This is a genomic window from Blautia sp. MSJ-19, assembly GCF_018918125.1.
Classification (GTDB): domain Bacteria; phylum Bacillota; class Clostridia; order Lachnospirales; family Lachnospiraceae; genus Blautia_A.
Genome location: NZ_JAHLQA010000043.1, coordinates 22,571 through 45,605 on the forward strand (window position 1 = coordinate 22,571; position 23,035 = coordinate 45,605).

General features: G+C 45.5%; 17 protein-coding genes and 1 tRNA gene. 13 read left to right on the forward strand and 5 right to left on the reverse strand.

The features are described 5' to 3' along the window. Nucleotides 1–63: 63 nt before the first annotated feature. The 8 genes from KQI91_RS14835 to KQI91_RS14870 all read left to right on the forward strand — a co-directional run bounded on the left by KQI91_RS14835 (nt 64) and on the right by KQI91_RS14870 (nt 11,916). The gene (locus KQI91_RS14835) at nt 64–429 is read left to right on the forward strand and encodes a hypothetical protein (RefSeq protein WP_216393539.1); all 366 of its coding nucleotides are present in this window, start codon (nt 64–66) and stop codon (nt 427–429) included. Between the two features lie 56 nt (nt 430–485). Beyond that, nucleotides 486–1,661: a class I SAM-dependent methyltransferase gene (locus KQI91_RS14840; RefSeq protein WP_216393540.1), complete on the forward strand. Its 1,176-nt coding sequence runs from the start codon at nt 486–488 to the stop codon at nt 1,659–1,661. A 4-nt stretch (nt 1,662–1,665) separates the two neighbouring features. Continuing rightward, nucleotides 1,666–4,119, forward strand: coding sequence for a hypothetical protein (locus KQI91_RS14845; protein WP_216393541.1), 2,454 nt, complete (start codon nt 1,666–1,668; stop codon nt 4,117–4,119). A gap of 21 nt (nt 4,120–4,140) precedes the next feature. Further along, a complete protein-coding gene (gene galT, locus KQI91_RS14850) occupies nt 4,141–5,631 on the forward strand; it encodes a UDP-glucose--hexose-1-phosphate uridylyltransferase (protein WP_216393542.1) in 1,491 nt (496 codons plus the stop codon). 179 nt (nt 5,632–5,810) lie between these two features. Then, nucleotides 5,811–7,886: a beta-propeller domain-containing protein gene (locus KQI91_RS14855; protein WP_216393543.1), complete on the forward strand. Its 2,076-nt coding sequence runs from the start codon at nt 5,811–5,813 to the stop codon at nt 7,884–7,886. An 88-nt stretch (nt 7,887–7,974) separates the two neighbouring features. After that, nucleotides 7,975–9,366, forward strand: coding sequence for an asparagine--tRNA ligase (gene asnS / locus KQI91_RS14860; RefSeq protein ID WP_216393544.1), 1,392 nt, complete (start codon nt 7,975–7,977; stop codon nt 9,364–9,366). 16 nt (nt 9,367–9,382) lie between these two features. Then, nucleotides 9,383–10,462 carry a metallophosphoesterase family protein gene (locus KQI91_RS14865; protein ID WP_216393545.1) on the forward strand — a complete coding sequence of 360 codons (1,080 nt, stop codon included), beginning with the start codon at nt 9,383–9,385 and terminating at the stop codon, nt 10,460–10,462. Then, complete coding sequence (locus KQI91_RS14870; protein ID WP_216393546.1) at nt 10,459–11,916, forward strand: ATP-binding protein; 1,458 nt, start codon at nt 10,459–10,461, stop codon at nt 11,914–11,916. Before KQI91_RS14865 ends, KQI91_RS14870 begins: the two co-directional genes overlap by 4 nt. A gap of 67 nt (nt 11,917–11,983) precedes the next feature. Here the strand turns inward: KQI91_RS14870 and KQI91_RS14875 are convergent, their stop codons facing one another. From KQI91_RS14875 to murC, 4 genes are all read right to left on the reverse strand, one after another. Further along, a complete protein-coding gene (locus tag KQI91_RS14875; protein WP_216393547.1) occupies nt 11,984–13,168 on the reverse strand; it encodes a ribose-phosphate pyrophosphokinase in 1,185 nt (394 codons plus the stop codon). Nucleotides 13,169–13,171: 3 nt separating this feature from the next. Then, a complete protein-coding gene (locus KQI91_RS14880) occupies nt 13,172–14,161 on the reverse strand; it encodes an ATP-binding protein (RefSeq protein ID WP_216393548.1) in 990 nt (329 codons plus the stop codon). 11 nt (nt 14,162–14,172) lie between these two features. Beyond that, nucleotides 14,173–15,237: a DnaD domain protein gene (locus tag KQI91_RS14885; RefSeq protein WP_216393549.1), complete on the reverse strand. Its 1,065-nt coding sequence runs from the start codon at nt 15,235–15,237 to the stop codon at nt 14,173–14,175. Nucleotides 15,238–15,594: 357 nt separating this feature from the next. Beyond that, nucleotides 15,595–16,974: a UDP-N-acetylmuramate--L-alanine ligase gene (gene murC, locus KQI91_RS14890; protein ID WP_216393550.1), complete on the reverse strand. Its 1,380-nt coding sequence runs from the start codon at nt 16,972–16,974 to the stop codon at nt 15,595–15,597. 283 nt (nt 16,975–17,257) lie between these two features. Here murC and KQI91_RS14895 point away from each other — a divergent pair, with 283 nt between their 5' ends. The 4 genes from KQI91_RS14895 to KQI91_RS14910 all read left to right on the forward strand — a co-directional run bounded on the left by KQI91_RS14895 (nt 17,258) and on the right by KQI91_RS14910 (nt 21,534). After that, nucleotides 17,258–18,535: a glucose-1-phosphate adenylyltransferase gene (locus KQI91_RS14895; protein WP_216393551.1), complete on the forward strand. Its 1,278-nt coding sequence runs from the start codon at nt 17,258–17,260 to the stop codon at nt 18,533–18,535. Then, nucleotides 18,532–19,650, forward strand: a complete 1,119-nt coding sequence (gene glgD / locus KQI91_RS14900; protein ID WP_216393552.1) for a glucose-1-phosphate adenylyltransferase subunit GlgD — start codon at nt 18,532–18,534, stop codon at nt 19,648–19,650. Before KQI91_RS14895 ends, glgD begins: the two co-directional genes overlap by 4 nt. Nucleotides 19,651–19,692: 42 nt before the next feature. After that, nucleotides 19,693–19,980 (forward strand): septation regulator SpoVG, encoded by a 288-nt coding sequence (gene spoVG / locus KQI91_RS14905; protein ID WP_216393553.1) that lies wholly within the window; start codon nt 19,693–19,695, stop codon nt 19,978–19,980. Between the two features lie 222 nt (nt 19,981–20,202). Continuing rightward, on the forward strand, nt 20,203–21,534 hold the full coding sequence (locus KQI91_RS14910; RefSeq protein WP_216393554.1) for a PcsB-like coiled-coil domain-containing protein: 1,332 nt from the start codon (nt 20,203–20,205) through the stop codon (nt 21,532–21,534). Between the two features lie 269 nt (nt 21,535–21,803). On the opposite strand, the gene KQI91_RS14915 is transcribed toward KQI91_RS14910, so the two are convergent. Then, nucleotides 21,804–21,877: transfer RNA gene (locus KQI91_RS14915), tRNA-Pro, on the reverse strand. Between the two features lie 214 nt (nt 21,878–22,091). On the opposite strand from KQI91_RS14915, the gene pduB reads away from it, so the two are divergent. Next, entirely contained in the window at nt 22,092–22,808 is a 717-nt protein-coding gene (pduB, locus tag KQI91_RS14920; protein ID WP_216393555.1) for a microcompartment protein PduB, read from the forward strand. Nucleotides 22,809–23,035: the final 227 nt, after the last annotated feature.

Sequence of the window (23,035 nt, forward strand, 5' to 3'; positions counted from 1 at the left end):
ACTGCACGTTCGGAGGATTTCTGCATAGACTGTTATAGACAACGACAAAGCAGGAGCCTGTCTATGTATTATGACAAGTTTCTTCCGTTTTATATGACGTATGCAAGTCCGGCTTTGAACAGCGGTGAGAGAATACAGGAGCAGGAATTTGCTCTGATGAAATCTTATTATCCGGACACTGCCCGCAGGATCCAGGAAAAAGTTGAAGAAGAATGTCAGCTTCTGGATTATGAGGGAAGCCGTCTTTATGACGAATATCCGGACAGATTGATGATGCACCGGCTTTACAGTCAGATCCGCAGTCAGGTGGCAGGAGAACTGGCAGCACAGGAGATTCCGGACGCATTTCTGGATGAGCTGATTCAGGTGCTTCTGTATCAGGAAATCTCCAGGAGACGGTGCAGACGACGCAGGTATCGGGGATTCTGAATGAAACAGGATTTCCGTGATACAGACAGGAGTAATTATAGAAAGAATTTTAAAATATGATGACATTACAGGAATTTTTGGAAAAACAATTTGACGGAGAACTGATGCTTGCAGTGCTCAGCGGTCAGCGGAGCAAAGAGAAGGATGCACCGGTCAAGGTGCGGATCCGGCAGGTTGAACTCAAGGGTACGGTCTGTTATCAGGCATCTTCTACAGTAGGGACCAAAGTTCTGCATTCCAATTATACGAGAGAAGAGGTTCAGGCTTTTGTAAAACAGAGCCTCGAGACTGGCGGATTTTCTCAGCTTCAGGTACAGGGACGCTGCAAGGACGGTACTGTTCTGATCAGCAAAAAAGGCAAAGCGACCATCAAGGTCAAGCAGCATCAGGCACTGGAGCCGGTACAGATCCTTGCGCATAATCGCGTGAAACAGTATATCCTCAGGGAAGGCATTCCGGTTCCGTTTCTGATAGACCTTGGAGTTATGAATAAAGAGGGCAGGATTCATCGCCCTTCTTATGATAAATTTAGACAGATCAACCGTTTCCTGGAATTTATTGAAGACATTCTTCCGGCTCTTTCCAGGGAGCGGGAGGTCACGATCCTTGATTTTGGATGTGGAAAATCTTATTTGACATTTGCCATGTATTATTATCTCAAAGAGCTGAAAGGCTATGATGTCCATATCATCGGCCTGGATCTCAAAGAAGATGTGATCCGTAAGTGCAACGGACTGGCGGAGAAATATGGTTATGACAAACTGCATTTCCTGCATGGCGATATTGCAGATTATGAAGGCGTGGAGAAAGTGGATATGGTCGTGACACTGCATGCCTGTGACAAGGCTACCGACTATGCACTTGCCAAAGCCGTAGAGTGGGATGCACAGGTGATCCTGTCGGTTCCGTGCTGCCAGCATGAACTGAATGACCAGATACAGAATGAAATGCTGGCACCGGTTCTGCAATATGGAATCCTCAAAGAGAGGATGTCTGCGTTACTGACAGATGGTATCCGTGCAGAACTGTTAGAGTCCAAAGGCTACAGCACACAGATCCTGGAATTTATTGATATGGAACATACACCGAAGAATCTTCTGATCCGGGCGGTCAAAACAGGAAAATGCCGTCCTGTACAGGAGCTTGCACAACTGACAGATGCTGTTCACGGACATCTGACGCTGGAAAAGCTTCTTTATCCGGAAGGGATCTGCACACAGAAGGGAGTCTGAGACCATGATAAAAGTTCTGAAAAGGTTTTTGATCCTTCTGCTCGTGTTTGTGCTCGGTGTGGCGGGAACGGCATTTCTGATGAGCAATGAAAATACGGATGACCGCTCCGATATGAATATTCCGACGCTTCCGGAAGTGATGGTGGATTTTAACGGAACACTGGCAAACCGGATGTATGGCTATCGCCAGCAGATGGAAGCAGATTTTGTGAGGGACAGTGTAACTCCTCTGGATACGACAAAGAAGTTGACGATAGCAGTTAACCCTTATGATGCAAAGGTAAAAAGCCTTTCCTATGAGGTGCGGACTTCAGATGGCACGAAAATTGTTGAGAACCGTAAGATCAAAGACCTGACGACATCTGATTCTGACGGTTATCTCCGGGCACAGATCGAGATCAGTTCCGGACTCCTGATGAATCAGGAATATTCCCTTCAGATCACGCTGGATACAGACGGAGGAGAAGCCTACTATTATACGAGAGTGGTTTCCCGTTCTTCGACCAATACGCAGGATTACATCAAGTTCGCTTCGGATTTTGTGCAGATGTGCATGGATAAAAATTCTGCGGACAATCTGGCTGCATATCTGGAATCAGCAGAATCTTCCAGTACAAATTTTGCATCGGTTTCCATCAAGTCACCGCTTTCTGTGATCAGCTGGGGAAATTTGGGACCGCAGATATCCAAAAAAGGAATTCCGGTGATCAAGGAGATCAATGAAACAACCGCAAGTATTGCACTGGAATATGAGATTATGGCTGCCAACGAAAATGGCGGTGCAGAATATTATAATGTGACGGATTTTTATCGGCTTCGTTATACGGAATCCCGTATCCGTCTGCTTGATTTTGAACGTTCGACCCGACAGGTATTTGATCCAAAACAGTCAGTTGTTACAGATGACGGGCTGCTTCTTGGGGTTCGTGACAAGGCTGTTTCCAGTCTTTCCAATGATGATGGAAGTGTGACTGCTTTTGTACAGGAAGGGGCACTCTGGACTTATGCTCCGGATACCGGAAAATTTGTTGATGTGTTTGACTTCCGCAAGAGTGCAAAGGGCGATTTCCGTGATTCCAGAGTGGAACACGATATCAAGCTGCTCAGTGTGGATGCAGGCGGAGATGTTGATTTTATGGTCTATGGCTATATGAATCGTGGAACATACGAAGGCTATTGTGGCGTCGGCATCTATCATTACAATCATGATCAGAACGTGGTGGAAGAACGTGTATTTATCCCATCCACAGAATCGTATGAGTTTTTGAAAGAGGATCTTGGCACGCTGAGTTATGTCAACAAAGACAATCAGTTATTCCTGCTGCTTTCAGGAAGTCTGTACCAGATCAATATTGATGAGAACAGCTACGATGTTCTTTCCGAAAATATCGATGGAGATGAATTTGCGGTTTCTGAGACAAACGCCCATGCGGCATGGCGCATCACAGATGGTGACAATGCAGGGCAGGTGGAAATAATCGATTTTGATACACTCGAAACGAGAAATAATACACCGGAAGCCGGACAGAGTCTCAAGGTTCTTGGCTTTATGAATGAAGACCTGATCTATGGTGTGGTCATGGATGGTGACAGTCTTACCGACGAAAACGGTCATACGACAGAGGGCATTACGACAGTGAAGATCGAAGGTTTTGACGGTAAGGTCAAAAAGGAGTATCATCAGGACGGATATTATGTCACGAATGTCACGGTCGGAAGTACGCTGATGGAGTTTGATCTTTCACAGAAGAATGGAAATTCTTATGTAGTTAAGACAAAAGATAATATCATGAATAACAAAGCAACCTCCGCAGATTTTGTTTCTGTAGAACAGACCAGCAGCAAACGGCAGGGAACTGCAGTAAAACTGGTATTCCAGAACAAACCGGAGACGAGCGAGGCACTGATCCTGACTGCAAAGATGAAAAATACCGGTGAAAATGTGGTAGAAGTCAATGTAGAGAAGAGTCTGGATCAGGAGATTTATTATGTTTATGCAAGAGGCGGACTGGACAGCACCTGGTCAGACCCGGCTCAGGCAGTTCTTCAGGCAGACAGCCGTACCGGTGTGGTTCTGAACAGGGCGCAGCAGTATGTCTGGGAACGTGGTAATATGAAAACACAGCTTACACTGAATACAGAGGACGTGCCGGAGATCATCCGCAGTGGTTCCTGGGACAAAGAGACGCTTCAGAATGGTCTTGGAGATACCGGAACAGTTATTGATCTTACGGGATGCAGTCTTGAGAATGTTCTTTATGAGATCAGTGCACAGCGTGCGGTTATAGCCAAGACTGGTGCAGATTCCAGTGTGGTGATTGTCGGATATGACGAATACAACACATGGCTTCTGGATCCGGCAACAGGCGAGGTAAGTCCTTACGGAATGAATGACAGTACAGATTTGTTCCAGAAGGCAGGAAATGTCTTTATCTCTTATCTTGATAACCAAAAATAAAATTAGCAGGGGGATAAGCTTATGTTGAGTAAAAGCATCACGAAACTTGTACAGTATGGAATGGAAACAGGGCTGGTACCGGAGTGTGAAAAAAATTATACCATCAATCTTCTTCTGGATGTTTTTCATGAAGACGAATATGTTGCACCGGAGGAGACCTTTTCCAATGTGGATCTGGAGGAAACTCTGAATGAACTTCTGGAGGAAGCCGTAAAAAGAAATCTGATCGAAGACAGCGTTGTGTATCGTGATCTTTTTGATACAAAGCTGATGAACTGCCTGATGCCGCGTCCGGCACAGGTGCAGAAGGAGTTCTGGGACAGCTATCAGGAAAGTCCTGAAAAAGCAACTGAGTATTTTTACAAACTGAGCCAGGACAGCAACTATATCCGCCGCTATCGTGTAAAAAAAGACCAGAAATGGAAAGTGGACAGCCCTTACGGAGAGATTGATATCACCATCAATCTTTCCAAACCGGAAAAAGATCCGAAGGCGATCGCAGCAGCCAAGAATGCTAAGACAAGCAGCTATCCGAAATGCCAGCTTTGTCGGGAGAATGAAGGATATGCAGGTCGTGTGAACCATCCGGCAAGAGAGAATCACAGAATCATTCCGATCACGATCAATGACACACCGTGGGGCTTTCAGTATTCCCCGTATGTATACTATAATGAGCACTGCATCGTGTTTAACAGTCAGCACACACCGATGAAGATCGAGAGAAATACATTTATCAAACTGTTTGATTTTATCAAACTGTTTCCGCATTATTTCCTTGGCTCCAACGCAGATCTTCCGATCGTAGGCGGTTCCATCCTGAGTCATGATCATTTCCAGGGTGGTCATTATACCTTTGCCATGGCAAAAGCACCGATCGAAAAACATGTGACGGTTCCGGGATTTGAAGATGTGGAAGCCGGCATCGTCAAATGGCCGCTGTCTGTACTGCGAATCCGCCACAAAGATTCTGCACGTCTCGTAGATCTGGCAACACATGTGCTGGAAGTCTGGAGAGGCTATACAGATGAGGCTGCATTTATCTTTGCCGAGACAGACGGAGAGCCACATAATACGATCACACCGATCGCCCGCAAGGTTGGAGATATGTATGAGCTGGATCTGACACTGAGAAACAACATCACCACAGAAGAAAATCCGCTTGGTGTATATCATCCGCATGCAGAGTATCATCATATCAAAAAGGAAAACATCGGCCTGATCGAGGTTATGGGTCTGGCGGTCCTTCCGGCAAGACTGAAAGAAGAACTGGAACTTCTGGAAGAGTACATTCTCGAAGGAAAAGACATCGCATCCAATGAAAAAATCGAAAAACATGCAGCATGGGCGGCAGAATTCCTTCCGAAATACAAGGATATCAACAAGGACAATGTTCATGAGATCCTTCAGAAAGAAGTCGGAATCGTATTTACTCATGTTCTGGAAGATGCAGGTGTTTACAAATGCACACCGGAAGGCAGAAATGCATTTATGAGATTTATCGAAAAACTGTAAATAACATACATAAAACACAAAAGACAGGGACTCACGGAGCGGTGGGATCCCTGTTTTTTGTCTATCAGATTTTACAGTTTTTTTTCGTGTCATGTTAAAATAGCATTAAACAGATTGATACGGGCAACAATAACCATCAGCAGAGACAGGGGAAGTACCCCGGCAAAGGAGGCGGTGCAATGAAGGGAAGATATGTACTTACGGCAATTGCAGTTCTGGCAGTGGGAGCAGCGGCACTGGGCACAGTGACGATGTGGAAAGGAACCGATACAACGAGCCGGAAAGAGACAGAAACAGTTACATTTGAAGATCCGGTGGAGAAATCCGACGAAAAAGAAATACAGAAAAAAACGGAGAAGGATACCGGGAAAATAACAGCGACTCCATCACCGGAACCGCTTCCGACAACTGCACCGATTGACGGAATCAGTCATGCGGGCAGTTATGAAGAACTGTATGATGCAGTCAAAGACTGGCAGCAGAATTCTTCTTACAGCAATATGAGCCCGCGAATCATGGCAGTCGAGGAAACGGCAGATTCAACGGGCAGTGGAGCGGGAGACACCGCATCAGAAAATATGGTGGCAAGCAGGACAGAGGAGGCGATCGATCCGGATTTCAGCTATGATGGATCGCAGGAAAATGTTGACCATTCTACAACAAATACACAGGAAAAAAATGTAGATGAGGCCGACATTGTCAAAACAGACGGTACTTATATCTATGCTATGGACAGCAGAGGAAACATCCGGATCGCAGATACGTCTTCGATGGAACTGATCGGTGAGATTGCGGGCGACAGCAGTTCGGATTATCGGGAAATGTATGTGGATGGTGACTGTCTGCAGGTGATTCGTGAACAGGTAACTTATGTGACTTACAGAGGAAAAATGACTCTTCCGTCTGCAGATGAGGCAGAGGATGATGAGGGGACAGCGGTGCGTACGAGCTACAGCATTCCGATGACGACAGTGACCGTGGAGACCTATGACCTTGCAGACCGGACTGCTCCGCAAAAGACCGGGGCTTATCAGCAGGACGGCTCTTATCTTTCTTCCAGGAGAAAAAACGGACAGATCTATCTTTTTACCTCCTACATGCCGGATACGGCGAATGGCGCGGAACAGCTGCAGTATTATGTGCCAAGGAGCGGGGAAGAATATATCAGCTATGACCATATTTATCTGCCGGAACCGGGAGCTGACTTTTCGTGCAGAAGCAGTTCTTATCTGGTGGCAGGGGCAGTTTCACCGGATCATCCGGATCAGGCATCCGATATCATGGCAGTAGTCAGCGGGGCTGAGACTTTTTATGTGAGTGACCGCAATATCTATTCGGCCATGTCGATCTGGAATGATACAGAGACCAGGACAGAGATCATTCGGATTGGTTATGAAGATGGCAGATTTACAGATGGAGCTGCCGGTTCTGTCAAAGGAGAATTAAATAACAATTTTTCCATGGATGAGTATGATGGAAATCTTCGCGTTGTGACTACTACAGAGTCCTGGGACAAAGACTATACAGAGCTTTCACGTAATAACGGACTGTATGTACTTGATGATACACTCAGGACAATTGGAAAGATCGAAGACCTTGCATCGGGTGAAGAACTTAAATCTGCCCGTTTCCTCGGAAAGACCGGCTATTTTGTAACATATCGGAATACCGATCCGCTGTTTGCGGCGGACCTGTCAGATCCGGAAAATCCAAGAATACTCAGTGAACTTAAGATTACAGGATTTTCAGAGTACCTGCATTTTTATGGTGAGAACCAGCTTCTGGGAATCGGATGGGAGACAGATCCGGATACCGGAAATGTAGACGGTATGAAATGTTCGATGTTTGACCTTACTGATCCGACTGACATACAGGAGACAGACCGCTTTATTCTGAAAAACGTGCTGGTTTGCGATGCACTTTCCAATTATCGTGCGATCCTGGCATCTCCACAGAAAAATCTGTTTGGTTTTGCCTATGTCGTCTACGGGAACAGCAGTGACATCTATGACACCAGTGAAAATTATTACTATGCGTTGTTTTCTTACAGTGAAGCAGATGGATTTGAACCGCAGGTATATCTGGACCTCAATAAAAGCGAATTGTTTGATGGTTCCATGGATTATCAGACTTACCGGACAGTACGAGGCGTGTATGCCGGAAACATGTTTTATCTGGTAACAGAGAAGGGAATTGCTTCCTATAATATGCAGGATGGATATTCTCTGGAAAAAACTCTGAAATGGGAGGAGTAAAACCGCTTTTACTCCTTGCAGGAATCCTTTGAATAGTCTATACTAGAAAAAGATCGGATGAGAATTGAAAAACAGAGAGGTATAGATTATGAAGCTCACAACTGTAAAAGAAATTTATAAAAACAGAGAAGAATATCTGAACAAAGAAGTGTCTGTAGGTGGATGGGTACGCAGCGTGCGTGGTTCCAAGGCATTTGGATTTATCGTACTGCATGATGGTACTTTTTTTGAAACTCTGCAGATCGTATACCATGATAACATGCCGAATTTTGCCGAGATCAGCAAGCTGAATGTAGGTGCAGCGATCATTGTCAAAGGTACACTGGTTCCGACACCGGAAGCAAAACAGCCGTTTGAGATCCAGGCAACAGAAGTACAGGTAGAGGGTGCTTCCGCTCCGGATTATCCGCTGCAGAAAAAACGTCATACTCTGGAATACCTGAGAACCATGACACACTTAAGACCAAGAACCAATACTTTCCAGGCAGTGTTCCGTGTACGTTCTCTCTGTGCATATGCAATTCACAAATTCTTCCAGGAGAGAGGATTTGTCTATGTGCATACACCACTGATCACAGGAAGTGACTGTGAGGGTGCAGGTGAGATGTTCCAGGTAACTACACTGGATATGAAGAATCCTCCGCTCAAAGAGGACGGAACAGTAGATTACAGCCAGGATTTCTTTGGCAAAGAGACCAACCTTACCGTAAGCGGTCAGTTAAACGGTGAGACTTATGCACAGGCATTCCGCAACATTTATACATTCGGACCGACTTTCCGTGCCGAAAACTCCAATACGACCCGTCATGCGGCTGAGTTCTGGATGATCGAGCCGGAATGTGCATTTGCAGATCTGGATGACAATATGGATCTTGCAGAAGACATGCTGAAGTACGTGATCCGTTATGTACTGGAGAACGCTCCGGAAGAAATGAACTTCTTCAACTCCTTTATCGACAAGGGTCTTCTGGATCGTCTGAACCATGTGGTAAACTCTGAATTCGGTCATGTGACTTACACAGAAGCGATCGAACTTCTTGAGAAAAACAATGATAAATTTGATTACAAAGTATTCTGGGGATGTGACCTGCAGACAGAGCATGAGCGTTATCTGACAGAGCAGATCTTCAAGAAACCGGTATTTGTTACCGATTATCCAAAGGAAATCAAGGCATTCTACATGAAACAGAATGAAGACGGCAAGACGGTTGCTGCTATGGACTGCCTCGTACCGGGAATCGGTGAGATCATCGGTGGAAGCCAGAGAGAGGATGACTATGACAAACTGAAAGCACGTATGGACGAGCTTGGACTGGCAGCAGAAGACTATCAGTTCTATATGGATCTTCGTAAATACGGTTCTACACGTCATTCAGGATTTGGTCTTGGATTTGAACGTTGTGTGATGTACCTGACCGGTATGGGTAATATCCGTGACGTGATTCCGTTCCCAAGAACAGTAAATAACTGTGATTTATAATAAGGAGTCGTTTTAAATGATACGATTTATTCATCTTTCGGATGTACATCTGGGGGCAGTTCCGGACAGGGGCTGTCCGTGGAGTCATGAGAGAGAAGAAGAAATCTGGGAAACATTCCGCCGGGTCATTGCGGGCATCCGCAAGAATCCGGTGGATTTCTTGTTTATAGCCGGAGATCTTTTTCATCGCCAGCCGCTGCTCCGGGAGCTGCGGGAAGTCGGGGAGCTGTTTGCTTCCATACCGGAAACGCAGGTGTTTCTGGTGGCGGGAGATCATGATTACATAAGAGAAGATTCTTTTTACAGATCTTTTTCCTGGCCGCAAAATGTTACGTTTTTTGCCAGCGAGGAGCAGACCTGTGTGGAGATTCCACAGAAGCAGACATTTGTATATGGCCTGAGTTTTGAACAGCCGGAGATCCGTACACCTCTGTACGATGAGTGCAGACCTGTCAATAAGCCGGGTTTTCATGTCATGCTTGCGCATGGTGGGGATGTAAGCTGTTGTCCAATGGATTTTACCAGGCTGGCGGGAGCAGGATTTGACTATATCGCGCTGGGTCATTCACACAAACCCCATATGGTGAGCAGAGACCGGATCGTTTATGCGGGTTCACTGGAACCGCTGGATCGTAATGATCTGGGGAAACATGGCTATATAGAAGGTACCTATGAAAATGGCAGCGTGAAGCTCCGGCTGCGTCCGTTTGCGCTTCGATCCTATCAGAATCTGGTTCTCACAGTGGGACCGGATACGACACAGTATACGCTGGAGGAGATGCTGCGCAATGAAGTGATGAAGAGAGGCGGAAGGAATATTTACCGCATCATTCTTCAGGGCAGGGTTTCACCGGATAACATCCTTCTGCCGGAACGTCTGCATGCACTGGGAAACATTGTGGAGATCATGGATGAGTCGTGTCCGGATTATGATCTGGAGGAACTGTACAGACAGTACAGAGGAACTTTGATCGGGGATTATATCAAATCTTTTGACAAAGAAGGAATGACCGTAGTGGAAAAGAAGGCTCTTTATTACGGACTGCAGTCACTGTTAAGTGCGAAGGTCCTGACAGGTGGCAGGAAGCGTTTATGAAGATCAGAAAAATAGAAATCAGAGATTTTGGAAATATTTATAACAAAACAGTCAGTTTTACTTCAGGGCTCAATCTGCTTTATACAGAGAAAGAGCAGGAAAGGAAGGAACTGCAGGCATTTGTCGAGACGATTCTGTTTGGCAGGACGGAAATTCCCTATGCAGGTATCCTGTGGTTTGAAAGTGGCGGCAGGAAATACCGCCTGACAAGAGATCTGCACGGAGAAGTACCTTATAGTGAACTCCTGTGTGAAGATGACGGTGCGCTTCTGGATGCGGATCATATCAGTGAGTCAAAGATCGCGCTTGGAGTCAGTGAGGCAGTTTATGAGAATGCAATCTGTATTTCACCGCTCAAAGGAAATACCGGTGCGGAGATAGTTCGCCAGGTGCAGAAGCAGATGACAGATTTTCAGACGACAGGAGACTGTTCTGTGGATCCGGGACGTACGGTACAGCGGATCAAGATGACCCGAAAAGGATATCAGGTGCAGGTGGAACGGCGCAAAAAAGCAGATGAGAAAGAAAAGAAAAAAATCTCGTCACAGATCAGCCGCCTTCGCAAAGAAATACGGGAACTCGAAGAGCAGAAGAGTCAGATCGGGGAACAGGAAAATGCATTTCGCATGAATGAGGAGAGCAACGGATATCAACTTCTGGACGAACGCATCAGTGATCTCGAAAGGAACAAACGGTTTCTGATCGCAGCCATGTGCCTGACTGTGATGCTGGGGATTGGTGTGGCTGTGTTCCTTGGAATGGAACTCAATGCAACGATTCCTGCGGCACTGGCGGGAATCGTAGGAGTTGCCCTTTTTATGGCAGAGACAAATTTTGAGATGCAGACAGTTCGCGAGCTGGAAAAAAGAAAGCGGATGCGGGTGCGCTGGCTGAGCCGACAGGAAAAATTAAAAGGCGGACGCAGCGGTGTGGAAGAAGAACTGCTCGACAAAAATACAGAGCTTTCCAATCTGACAGAAGAACTGCGCAGTATGGAAGAATATGCGTATCTGCCTTTGATGGAGGAACTGGAGATAGATGCCCTGAATCTGGCGATGGAACGGATTGAAAAGCTGTCAGACAGGATTTACAGTCAGACAGGAAATCAGCTCGTACAGACGATGTCAGAAGTACTCAGCGGAATTACCAGAGGCGAATGCCGGGAATTGCTGGTGGATGATGAGATGCGGATCAGTGTGGATGTAGGAGATGAGATCATTCCGATTGAGAAACTGCGACTGATCACGGTGGAACAGATCTATCTTTCTCTGAGACTGGCGGCAGGCGAGCTCCTCTGTGGTTCTGAGAAGCTTCCGGTTATTTTTGATGAGATGTTTGCCGCGTTTGATCCGGAGCGGCTCAAGACGGCTGTATGCTGGCTGACAGATAATGGACGACAGGTGATCGTCAGTACCAGTCGCAAAAGCGAAGCAGAGATGGTGCAGCAATGTTAATAAAAGGGACGGAGTTAACGGCTTTTAGATGCCGTCAGCTCCGTCCCTTTTGCTGTGGTCGTTTATATTATTTGTCGTACTGTGACATGTAGTTGTTGACGCATTTTTTGATTCTGTCTGCCGGATTAAGCAGATGGCTGACAGACATATCATGATTCAGTGTATCAATGATCAGAGCGATGTATTTGCTCAGATCACAGCTGATGTAGTAATCTCTTGCGAGAAGTTCCGGATCCTGATAAACAAGGTTGGTAGTAAGAAGTTTATCGAAGGTTCCTTTTGCGTAAGCTGCGTCGAATTTTTCCATTCCTTCTGTGAACAGACCGAAAGTTGTGCAGATGAAGATCTTTCCTGCTCCACGTTTTTTGAGGAGAGAAGCGATCTCAAGGATGCTGCTTCCGGAGGAAATCATATCATCGATCAGGATGACATCTTTGCCTTCGAGCTTTGGTCCAAGGAACTCATATGCAGCGATCGGATGACGGCCTTTGACAACCTTGGTGTAGTCCAGTCGTCTGTAGTACATACCCATATCTACGCCGAGTACGTTTGCAAGGTAGATAGCTCTGCGCATGCTTCCTTCATCCGGGCTGATGATCATGAAATGTTCGTTGTCAATATGAAGGCCTTTTTCATTTTTGAGAAGGGCTTTGATGAACTGGTATGCAGGCTGGATGGTTTCAAATCCATGAAGCGGAGTCGCATTCTGTACACGGGCATCATGAGCATCGAAAGTGATGATGTTCTCCACACCCATTTTGGTGAGTTCCTGCAGAGCAGATGCACAGTCCAGAGATTCACGTCCGACACGTTTGCTCTGACGGCTCTCATAGAGGTATGGCATGATAACGTTGACTCTGCGGGCTTTGCCGCCGATTGCAGCGATCGCACGCTTCAGATCCTGAAAATGATCATCCGGGGACATCATATTGGTGTATCCGCTGATGTTGTAGTTGATGCTGTGGTTGCAGACATCGACCATTACATAGATATCGTCACCACGAACGGATTCACTGATTTCACCTTTTCCTTCACCGGAACCAAAACGAGGAGTTTTGACATTGACAATATAGGAATCACGCTGATATCCCTCAAATGCGCAGGTGCCTAATTCGTCGTTTTCACGCTCTTTTCTCCATTTTACAAGCCATTCATTTACTTTTTCGCCAAGGGGACGGCAGCTATCGAGGGGAATAAGTCCCAGCCTTCCTACAGGAAGTGTTGTCAGTTCCTTGTTGTTTAACTGTGCCATCGTTTATTTTCCTCCTAAAAATATTTTCTGTATTCGGATATCTTTACCGATCAGCTTCAGCATCTGGTAATTACTTGCTATCCGGGAAAAGGTTCTCTCGGAATAGGTTGCTGAAAAGTCTTCAAGTTTCAGGTTGGTTGATATGATCGTTGATTTGCGGCGGGCAATACGCTCGTTGATACACAAAAACAACTGTGAAGAAACGAAGCTGTTGGTCAGCTCAGTTCCAAGATCGTCTATAATAAGAAGATCGCAGTCAAAAATAAAATCATCACCCGGATCTGCCTCGGACCTTCGTGAGAAGGCTGTCTGTGCCAGCCGGTCAAACAGATCAAAAGCAGAAAAGTACAATACGCAGTGAGCAGTCTTGAGCAGCTCATTGGCAATACAGTGGGAAAGAAATGTTTTTCCTACCCCGGTGCTGCCATACAGAAACAGATTCTGTGTGCGTCTGTCGAAATCCCGGACAAAATCCCGTGCCGTATCATAGGCGCGTTTGGCAGTGTCGCGGGCGGTAAGTCCGGTTGCTTCATTTTTTATTGTATCAGAATACCAGTCAAAAGAAAAGTGTTCAAAGTTTTCTTTTTTGAGAATCTCAGTCAGATTGGACTGCGTATAGAGCAGTTCGATCTCGGATTTTTTGAAACAGGTGCATTTATGACCGTCTACATAGCCGGTATCCTGACAGATCGGACAGAAATAATGAGGCTCCAGATAGTCTGCACTGAATCCATTCTGGCGGAGCAGGGAAATGCGCTCCTGTGCCAGAGCAGCGACCTCGGCTTTGAGGTCATCCACGGAACCGGACTCTCCCTGCAGAAGGGAGCGGGCTTTCTGTGCACTCAGAGCAGCTACCTCCTGGTCGATTTCCAGAAGACGGGGAACCCGGATAAATGCTTCGCGGCGCCGTTCTTCCAGATCATGCTGGACCTGTGACTGACGGCGATTGTATTCTCTCATGATGATATCATACTGAAAGTTCTGTAAAGCCACGGCAATCTCCTTTACTGGTTGAGCAGATGTTTTTCGTATTCGTCAAAATTGTATTCTCTCTGCTGGAAATTATTGAAACGGTTACTGGAAGCAGCGGGAGCCGGTTTGGAAGCGCTTTGTTTTCGCGCCTGTTTTCTTTTCTGGTGTTCGCTGTCCAGAGCGCGGACATCATCCAGTGTACGGACTTCTTTCTTTTTCCAGCCTTCCAGGATCTTGTCGGTATACTGGAAACTGGCCTGTCCGGTCTGGAGAACGGTACGGTTACATGCTTCCTGAATGATCTCCATGGAAAATCCGTAGGTTTTGAGCCAGGTATCCATCAAAGTGATTTCTGTATCTACCGGGTTGCGGTTGGTGATTCCCAGAGCTTTGAGAATGGAAAAATACTCTTTGCTGTAGCGGGAACCGGACTGCTTGGCTTCTTCTACAGAAGTAATGCCTTCTTCGGTCCATGCGAGAGCAACCTTTTCGATGTAGCGGATGCTCTTGTGGTTATGACCGACGCAGTATTCAATCAGATATTCGATCAGGTCGGCAGGCATCTCCAGTCCGTCATAGAAAAACAGAATCTTCTGAATTTCTGTCGGAGAAAGAGTCTTGCCAAGGTACTGCTCAGAAACATAAAGAAGCTGAATGATGTCTTCGTTTTGCTTCAGTTCCCTTACACGGTCAGGAGTGAGGGCATCTGTACGCAGCGGCGAACTCGGTGTTTCGACATCCTGTGATGCTGACAGGTCAGAAGTGCCGGCGATCTCATGCGGCACAGCGGCAGAAGAACTGCCCGGTGTGAGCAGGGAAATGCCGCAGAGTTTGTTACTGTCTGTGAAATCCAGAGAAAGAAGCTGCTGTTTTGCCCAGTATTTTAAAGCCCTGAGGATGTCACGCTCCGTACAGAGAAGGCGGTCTGCCATCTGCTCAAGACTGAAAGAAACCGGAGCACTGGAAAGAGCACGTAAAAGGTAAATATAGACTTTTACAAATTCTCCATTGGCCTCCGGCATATAGTTGTCGATAAATGTGTTCGATAAGATCGTAACCTCCGGCTGGGAGGTCGTATGTAATGTGATCATTGCCATGAAATATCGCTCACTTTCTAAACAAAAATATCTGTGTGGACAGATATTACAGATACCGCAGGATCAGGTATTCTGCGGCTGTTTTGGAACACTTGGATTATAGCACAAGATTTTTCAAATGAGAATAGGGTATTTTATGGGGGAGGATTTCCACAATGAAATGTGGATAATGTGGATAATGTGGAAAGTAGTTCAGAAAATAAATTATGTGCAACCGCATAAAATGACGAAGTTTATTGTATTTTCTCGAAAAAATACAAAAGTCGACACGATATTATGTAAAGTAAATGGGCAAAAAAAATCCACATGCCATACACGGATAAAAATGTGTATAAACATGTGGATAATGTGGATAACTTACTTTCCGAGAAGCTGTTCTCCAATATTTACAACGTCTCCGGCTCCCATAGTTATCAACAGGTCGCCCTGTGTACAATTTTCTAATAAAAAGTTTTCGATTTCGTCAAAGGTCGGGAAGTATTCGCATGGTGTGCCAAGTTCCGCGATCTTTTCCTGAAGATTTCTGGAGGAAATCCCCAGATTATCAGTCTCACGGGCTGCATAAATGTCTGCCAGTACGACATGATCTGCCAGAGTCAGCGCTTTGGCGAATTCCGGAAGAAGAGCTTTGGTACGTGTATAAGTATGTGGCTGGAATACACACCAGATCTTTTTATGTGGATAATTCTTTGCGGCATGAAGCGTTGCTTCAATTTCTGTCGGATGATGTGCATAATCATCGATGATAGTGACGTCGCCGACCTTGCCCTTGTACTGGAAGCGACGGTTTGTTCCGCCGAAATCCTTGAGACCTGCAAAGATTACTTCTGTGGAAAGGCCAAGAAGCTCACCGGCAGCAACCGAGGCAAGGGCGTTGGAAACATTGTGGATTCCAGGTACGCTCAGAGAACAGATGCCAAGATCTTTGCCATTGTGCAGAACGTGGAAAGTCGCATGGCCGAGTTTGTTGTAGGTGATCTCAGAAGCGGTATATTCAGCAGGATTTTCCAGGCCGTAGGTAATTACTTTACATGGAAGGTTTTCGGTGATCATTTCATGCTTTGGTGTATCTGCATTGATGATCAGAGCTCCTTCAGCCGGAAGCAGTTCTGCAAATTTGCGGAAGGAATGACGGATATCATCAATGTCCTTGAAAAAGTCCAGATGGTCTGCATCAATGTTCAGAATGATACCGATCGTCGGGAAAAAGCTCAGGAAGCTGTTGGTGTATTCGCATGCTTCTGTCAGGAAGGTTTCGGACTGTCCGACACGGATGTTGCCGCCGATTGCCGGAAGGATTCCACCGACGCTGATGGTCGGGTCACATTCTCCCTTGAGCAGGATGTGAGAAAGCATGGAAGTCGTTGTGGTCTTGCCATGGGTTCCGGCAACTGCGATAGAAGTGTCGTAGTTGCGCATGATCTGACCGAGAAGCTGTGCTCTGGTCAGCATAGGAATGCCTTTTTCTTTGGCACAGGCAAATTCCGGGTTGTCCGGGTGAATGGCTGCTGTATAGACAACCACCTGAACAGAATCGGAAATGTTGGAAGCGCGCTGACCGTAATAGATTTTGGCTCCTTTGCTTTCCAGAAGACTGGTCAGAGGGCTTTTTTTGGAGTCAGAACCGGAAATGATAAATCCCTCTTCCAGAAGAATCTCAGCAAGTCCGCTCATACTGATGCCGCCGATTCCGATAAAATGGATCGCGAGCGGTTTATGAAAGTCTATCTGATACATAATAAAATCTCCTTAATCTTTAATGGTTTCATTATACCCCTGTCGCATAAAAATGAAAAGTGTAAGTTTTCGTGATAACAATATACATAATTGCCAAAACATGGAAAGAATAATTGTGAAAAATGCATATAAAAAGGAATGAGACGTTTTTTCGTTGTATAAAAAACGTGTGCAAAAAACACAAAAAAGGTCAGGATAAGTTAAAAAAATTATAAATAATGTTCACTAATAGAATGAAGTATGATATAATGAAACATCATAACATACAAGAGGTGATTGCGCGATGATGAAAAAAGAAATGATCGCTATGCTTCTGGCAGGCGGTCAGGGCAGCAGACTGGGCGTATTGACACAAAAGGTTGCAAAACCTGCAGTCGCTTTTGGCGGTAAATACCGCATTATTGATTTTCCTTTAAGTAACTGTATCAATTCAGGAATTGACACCGTAGGAGTCCTGACACAGTATCAGCCATTGCGTCTGAATACGCATATCGGAATCGGTATTCCGTGGGATCTGGACAGAAACGAGGGCGGCGTGACGGTTCTTCCTCCATATGAAAAGAGCACGAACAGTGAGTGGTATACCGGTACTGCAAATGCGATTTTCCAGAATCTGGATTATATGCAGCAGTACAATCCGGATTATGTGCTGATCCTGTCCGGTGACCATATTTATAAAATGGATTACGAAGTGATGCTGAATTATCACAAAGCAAACAAGGCTGATGTGACGATTGCATGTATGCCGGTTCCGATTGAGGAAGCGAGCCGCTTCGGGATCATGGTCACAGATGAGACAGGCCGCGTGACGGAGTTCGAGGAAAAGCCGGAGAAACCGAGCAGTAATCTGGCTTCTATGGGTATCTACATATTCAGCTGGCCGGTACTGAGAGATGCGCTGATCGCACTCAAGGATCAGAGCAACTGTGACTTTGGAAAACATATTCTTCCTTATTGTAAAGACAATGGACAGAGACTGTTTGCGTATGAGTACAACGGTTACTGGAAAGATGTGGGAACACTCGGTTCTTACTGGGAAGCAAATATGGAACTGATCGATATCATTCCGGAATTCAATCTTTATGAGGAGTTCTGGAGAATCTATACAAAAGGAGATATCATTCCACCGCAGTATGTTGCTGCAGATGCAGTGACAGATCAGTGTCTGATCGGGGAAGGTGCGGAGATTTACGGAGAAGTGCATCATTCTGTGATCGGACCGAATGTTGTGATCGGCAAGGGCACAGTCGTAAAAGATTCGATCATTATGAGAAATTCTGTGATTGGTGAGAATACTGTTCTGGACAAAGCGATCGTGGCAGAGGATGTTGTGGTCGGAGACCATGTAGTCCTTGGATGCGGCGAGGAAGCGGAAAATGTCCTGAAGCCGGCAGTATATGCATTTGGGCTTGCTACAGTCGGTGAACTCAGTGTGATCCCGGACAATGTTAAAATAGGAAGAAACACCGCTATATCCGGCGTGACAAAGGCAGAAGATTATCCGGGAGGAATCCTGGAGAGCGGACAGGTAATCAAAGCAAAGGATGGTGAGCAGGCATGAAAGCAATCGGAATTATTCTGGCTGGCGGAAACAATAATCGCATGAGAGAACTGTCGGATAAGAGGGCTATTGCAGCAATGCCTGTAGCGGGAAGCTATCGCAGCATTGATTTTGCCCTGAGCAATATGGCAAATTCTCATATTCAGAAAGTTGCCGTTCTGACACAGTACAATGCAAGATCTTTAAATGAACACTTAAGTTCCTCAAAATGGTGGGATTTCGGAAGAAAACAGGGCGGTCTGTTTGTGTTTACACCAACGATCACCAAGGACAACAGCCTCTGGTATCAGGGAACAGCAGATGCGATCTATCAGAATATCACATTCCTCAAAAACAGTCATGAACCGTACGTGGTTATCGCATCGGGTGACTGTATATACAAGATGGATTACAACAAAGTTCTGGAATATCATATTGCCAAACGTGCGGATATTACCGTAGTGTGCACGACATGCAAAGATCAGAAGGAAGTGGAACGTTTTGGAGTTGTCCGTATGAATGATGACGGACGGATCGAGGAATTCGAAGAAAAGCCAATTGTTTCCTCTTATAATACGATCTCTACCGGCATTTATGTGATCCGCAGAAGACAGCTGATCGAGCTGATCGAGCGTGCGGCACAGGAAGGAAGACATGATTTTGTAAATGATATTCTGATCCGTTATAAGAATCTCAAACGTATCTATGGATACATGACAGAGGACTACTGGAGCAATATTTCCACAGCAGAAGCTTATTATCGGACCAATATGGCATTTCTGGAGCCGGAGATCCGGAATTATTTCTTCAAACAGGAACCGGCGATCAAGACAAAGATCGATGATCTTCCACCGGCGAAGTATAATCCGGGCGCAAGTGTGAAGAACAGTCTTGTTGCAAGTGGATGTATCATTAACGGTACTGTTGAGAATTCGGTGCTGTTCAAAGATGTTTATGTTGGAAATAACTGTGTGATCAAGAATTCAGTAATTCTGAATGATGTGTATCTGGGGGATAACACACATATAGAGAACTGTATTGTTGAGAGCAGGGATACCATTCGGGCAAATTCAAATTATTGCGGCGAAGGTGAGATCAAGATCGTTGTCGAAAAGAATGAAAGATATACAATATAAGATATAAATGAAATGCGTATGAAAATGAAAGGGGCATGCACGATGAATATTACAGATGTACGTGTGAGAAAAGTAGCAAAGGAAGGAAAAATGAAAGCGGTTGTTTCGATTACGATCGATGAGGAATTTGTAGTTCATGATATCAAAGTAATTGAAGGCGAAAAAGGTCTGTTTATTGCCATGCCGAGCCGTAAGGCAACGGATGGAGAATACAGAGATATCGCACATCCGATCAATTCCCGCACCAGAGATATGATCCAGACCCTGATTCTTGAGAAATATCAGGAGATGCTGGAAGAGGAACCAGAGGTTCTTGAGGCGGCTGAATAATCATTCGGGCATTAACAAAACCGTATAAAAACAGAATAACCAGAAAATGGATCCGGGGCTCAGTAAAAAACTGAGTACCCGGATTTTTTGGGGTCAAAAATGCCGGATTTCTGTGACGAAAAAGTGAAATGTTACATGAATGTTACAAAATTAAAATAAAAGTGTTGATTATCTGTGAGAATGTGTTATACTTAGCGTACAAAATATTTAAGAGGTGTATTTATGAAGAGTAAAAAAGTTCTTTCACTGCTGCTGGCATGTGCAGTGACCGTATCTATGGGGACAACCGTATTCGCATCCACAGAAGATCAGATCGCAGCCGCACAGGCACAGAAGCAGGAAGCACAGGCAGGTCTTGCAGAGGCACAGGCAAATATCAGCGGACTGGAAAGCAAGAAACAGGAACTGGAATCCTACCTGGCAGAACTGAATTCCCAATATAATGAACTTACAGACAGCATTTCACAGCTCAGTACAGAAGCTGCCGAGAAAGAAGAAGAACTCAAGAATGTAAAGGCTCAGCTTGAGGTGGCAAAGCAGAATGCACAGGATCAGTATGAAGCAATGAAGATCCGTATCCAGTATATGTACGAGCATGGCGGAAGCACAATGCTGGAAATGCTTTTATCCTCAGATAATCTTTCTGATTTTATGAATCAGGCCAATAACGTGGCTACGATTTCTACTTATGACAGAAACATGCTGAAGAAATATGAAGAAACACAGGAAGAAATCAAAACACAGGAGACACAGGTCGAAGAAGAAGCTGCTTCTATCAACAGCCTTCTTTCAGAAAAAAGCTCCAAGCAGCAGGAAGTACAGTCTCTGGTGGCATCCACAAATGACAACATCAGTTCTTATGTGAGTCAGATCAGTGCAAGTCAGGAAGAAGCAAATGCGCTGATGGCACAGGTTAACAGTGCCGACAGCAGTATCGCACAGCTGATGGAACAGGCAGAGCAGGAAAAGGCCGCAGAGGAAGCAGCAGCGGCAGCCGCACAGGCAGCAGCTGAGGAAGCTGCACAGAGTGAAGCATCAGACGCAGCAGAAGAAACAGATGAGTCTTCTGATTACAGCGAGGAGGCTGCGGATACTTCTTCTGACGATACAGATTACAGCGAAGACAGCGCATATACAGAAGATACTACATATACAGAGGATACAGCTTCTTCAGACAGCGAAGAAAACAGTGATTATTCCGAGGATACTTCTTCTGACAGCAGCGCAGCATCTGAAGAGACAAGCAGTTCTTCTGAGTCCTCTTCTTCCGGACAGGGAACTTACCTTGGAAACTTCAAACTGACAGGATACTGCAACTGTGCACAGTGCTGTGGAACAGCAGGAAATGCAACTGCAAGTGGTGTAATGCCGACAGCAGGACATACCGTTGCCATGGCAGGTGTACCGTTTGGAACACAGCTTCTGATCAACGGAACCGTTTATACCGTAGAGGATCTTGGAACCCCATACGGACACGTTGATATTTACTGCAGCAGCCACGAAGAAGCATTGAACTTCGGATTACAGTATGCAGATGTATACCAGTTAAATTAAGGGAATTCAGATACAAAAAGAGAAACAGCAGGCTTGCGGGCCTGCTGTAAGATTGTAGACAAAGCTCATGGCAAATGCTGTGGGCTTTCCTTATACTAAAATCATGCGCCAGTGCATTCAAAATCTGATGATGTCTCCTTTTAATGGTCCGCGGGCATCGGGCTGGATGGCATGCTGTATTCCCGATGCTGAAGCTAACCTTTTTCGTAGGCATAAAAAAACACCGAAACTCCTGATTTTTCAAGAATTTCGGCGCCCCTGCCAAGTAGTCGAAGTGACAGGATTTGAACCTGCGGCCTCTGCGTCCCGAACGCAGCGCTCTACCAAACTGAGCCACACTTCGTTATTTAATTTTGTTTTTTCGCTTGACGCAAGACATATTATATTATAGTGATTTCAAAATGTCAACAGTTTTTTTGAAAAAATTTTATTACATTGCCAAGAGTAATCCTTTGTTGCATGTATTAATAAAATACGCTATATTTATAAATAAGATATTTATTTAACAAGTGTAAACAAAAACGCCTGTCTGTGACGGGCGGAACAGGAGTCTTCTTATGATTGACGTTAAAAGCATCAGCACACACTGTACACGAACAGAATTTGTCGGAACCACCGTCTTGGATACGATCGGACTGGTGATTTCCGGAATTGACGATACCTTATTAAAGGAAATGCATGTTGGAACCAAGTATCATGCGCTGGGACTTTTCAGTTCCAGGACTGGTGCTGCGGGACAGATCACTGCGATTGACGATGCGGTAAAAGCAACCAACACGGAAGTTTTATCCATTGAATTCCCACGAGATACCAAGGGCTGGGGTGGTCATGGAAACTATATTGTAATCGGTGGCAATGATGTCTCTGATGTCCGTCATGCAATTGAACTTGGACTGGAACTGACGAAAAAAAATGCCGGTGAACTCTATATCAGTGAATCCGGTCATCTGGAATTTACTTTTTCTGCAAGTGCCGGAGCAGCACTGCAGAAAGCATTCCATGCAGTACCAGGTGAAGCCTTTGGCTTCATGGCAGGTTCACCTGCTGCAATCGGTCTTGTGATGGCAGATACCGCCATGAAGGCATCTGCAGTCAGCATCACCTGTTATATGACGCCAAGTGTCGGAACCAGCCATTCCAATGAAGTGATTCTCGGCATTTCCGGCGATGCCAGCGCTGTCAAAGCGGCTGTACTGGAAGCACGCCAGGTCGGACTGGAGCTCCTGATCGGCATGGGATCCTATCCGGAAATCCCCGGAACCCCATATCTGTAAACAGTGGGAGGAGAGCAGGTAAATGTAAAAATATAAAGTAAGCTCTCACAGCATTTGCCTGGAGTTTGTATATAGTCTGAGAATCCCTTATTTTGAGGGGTTCTTTTTCGTTACATAAAAACACGAGAAACACAAGTCGGTGTTATTTTTTCCAATCCATAAAATAATGCACAAAATATGAAATGAAAAGTTGGCGGATATGCTGAATCTGCATTTGCCTGCGTGAA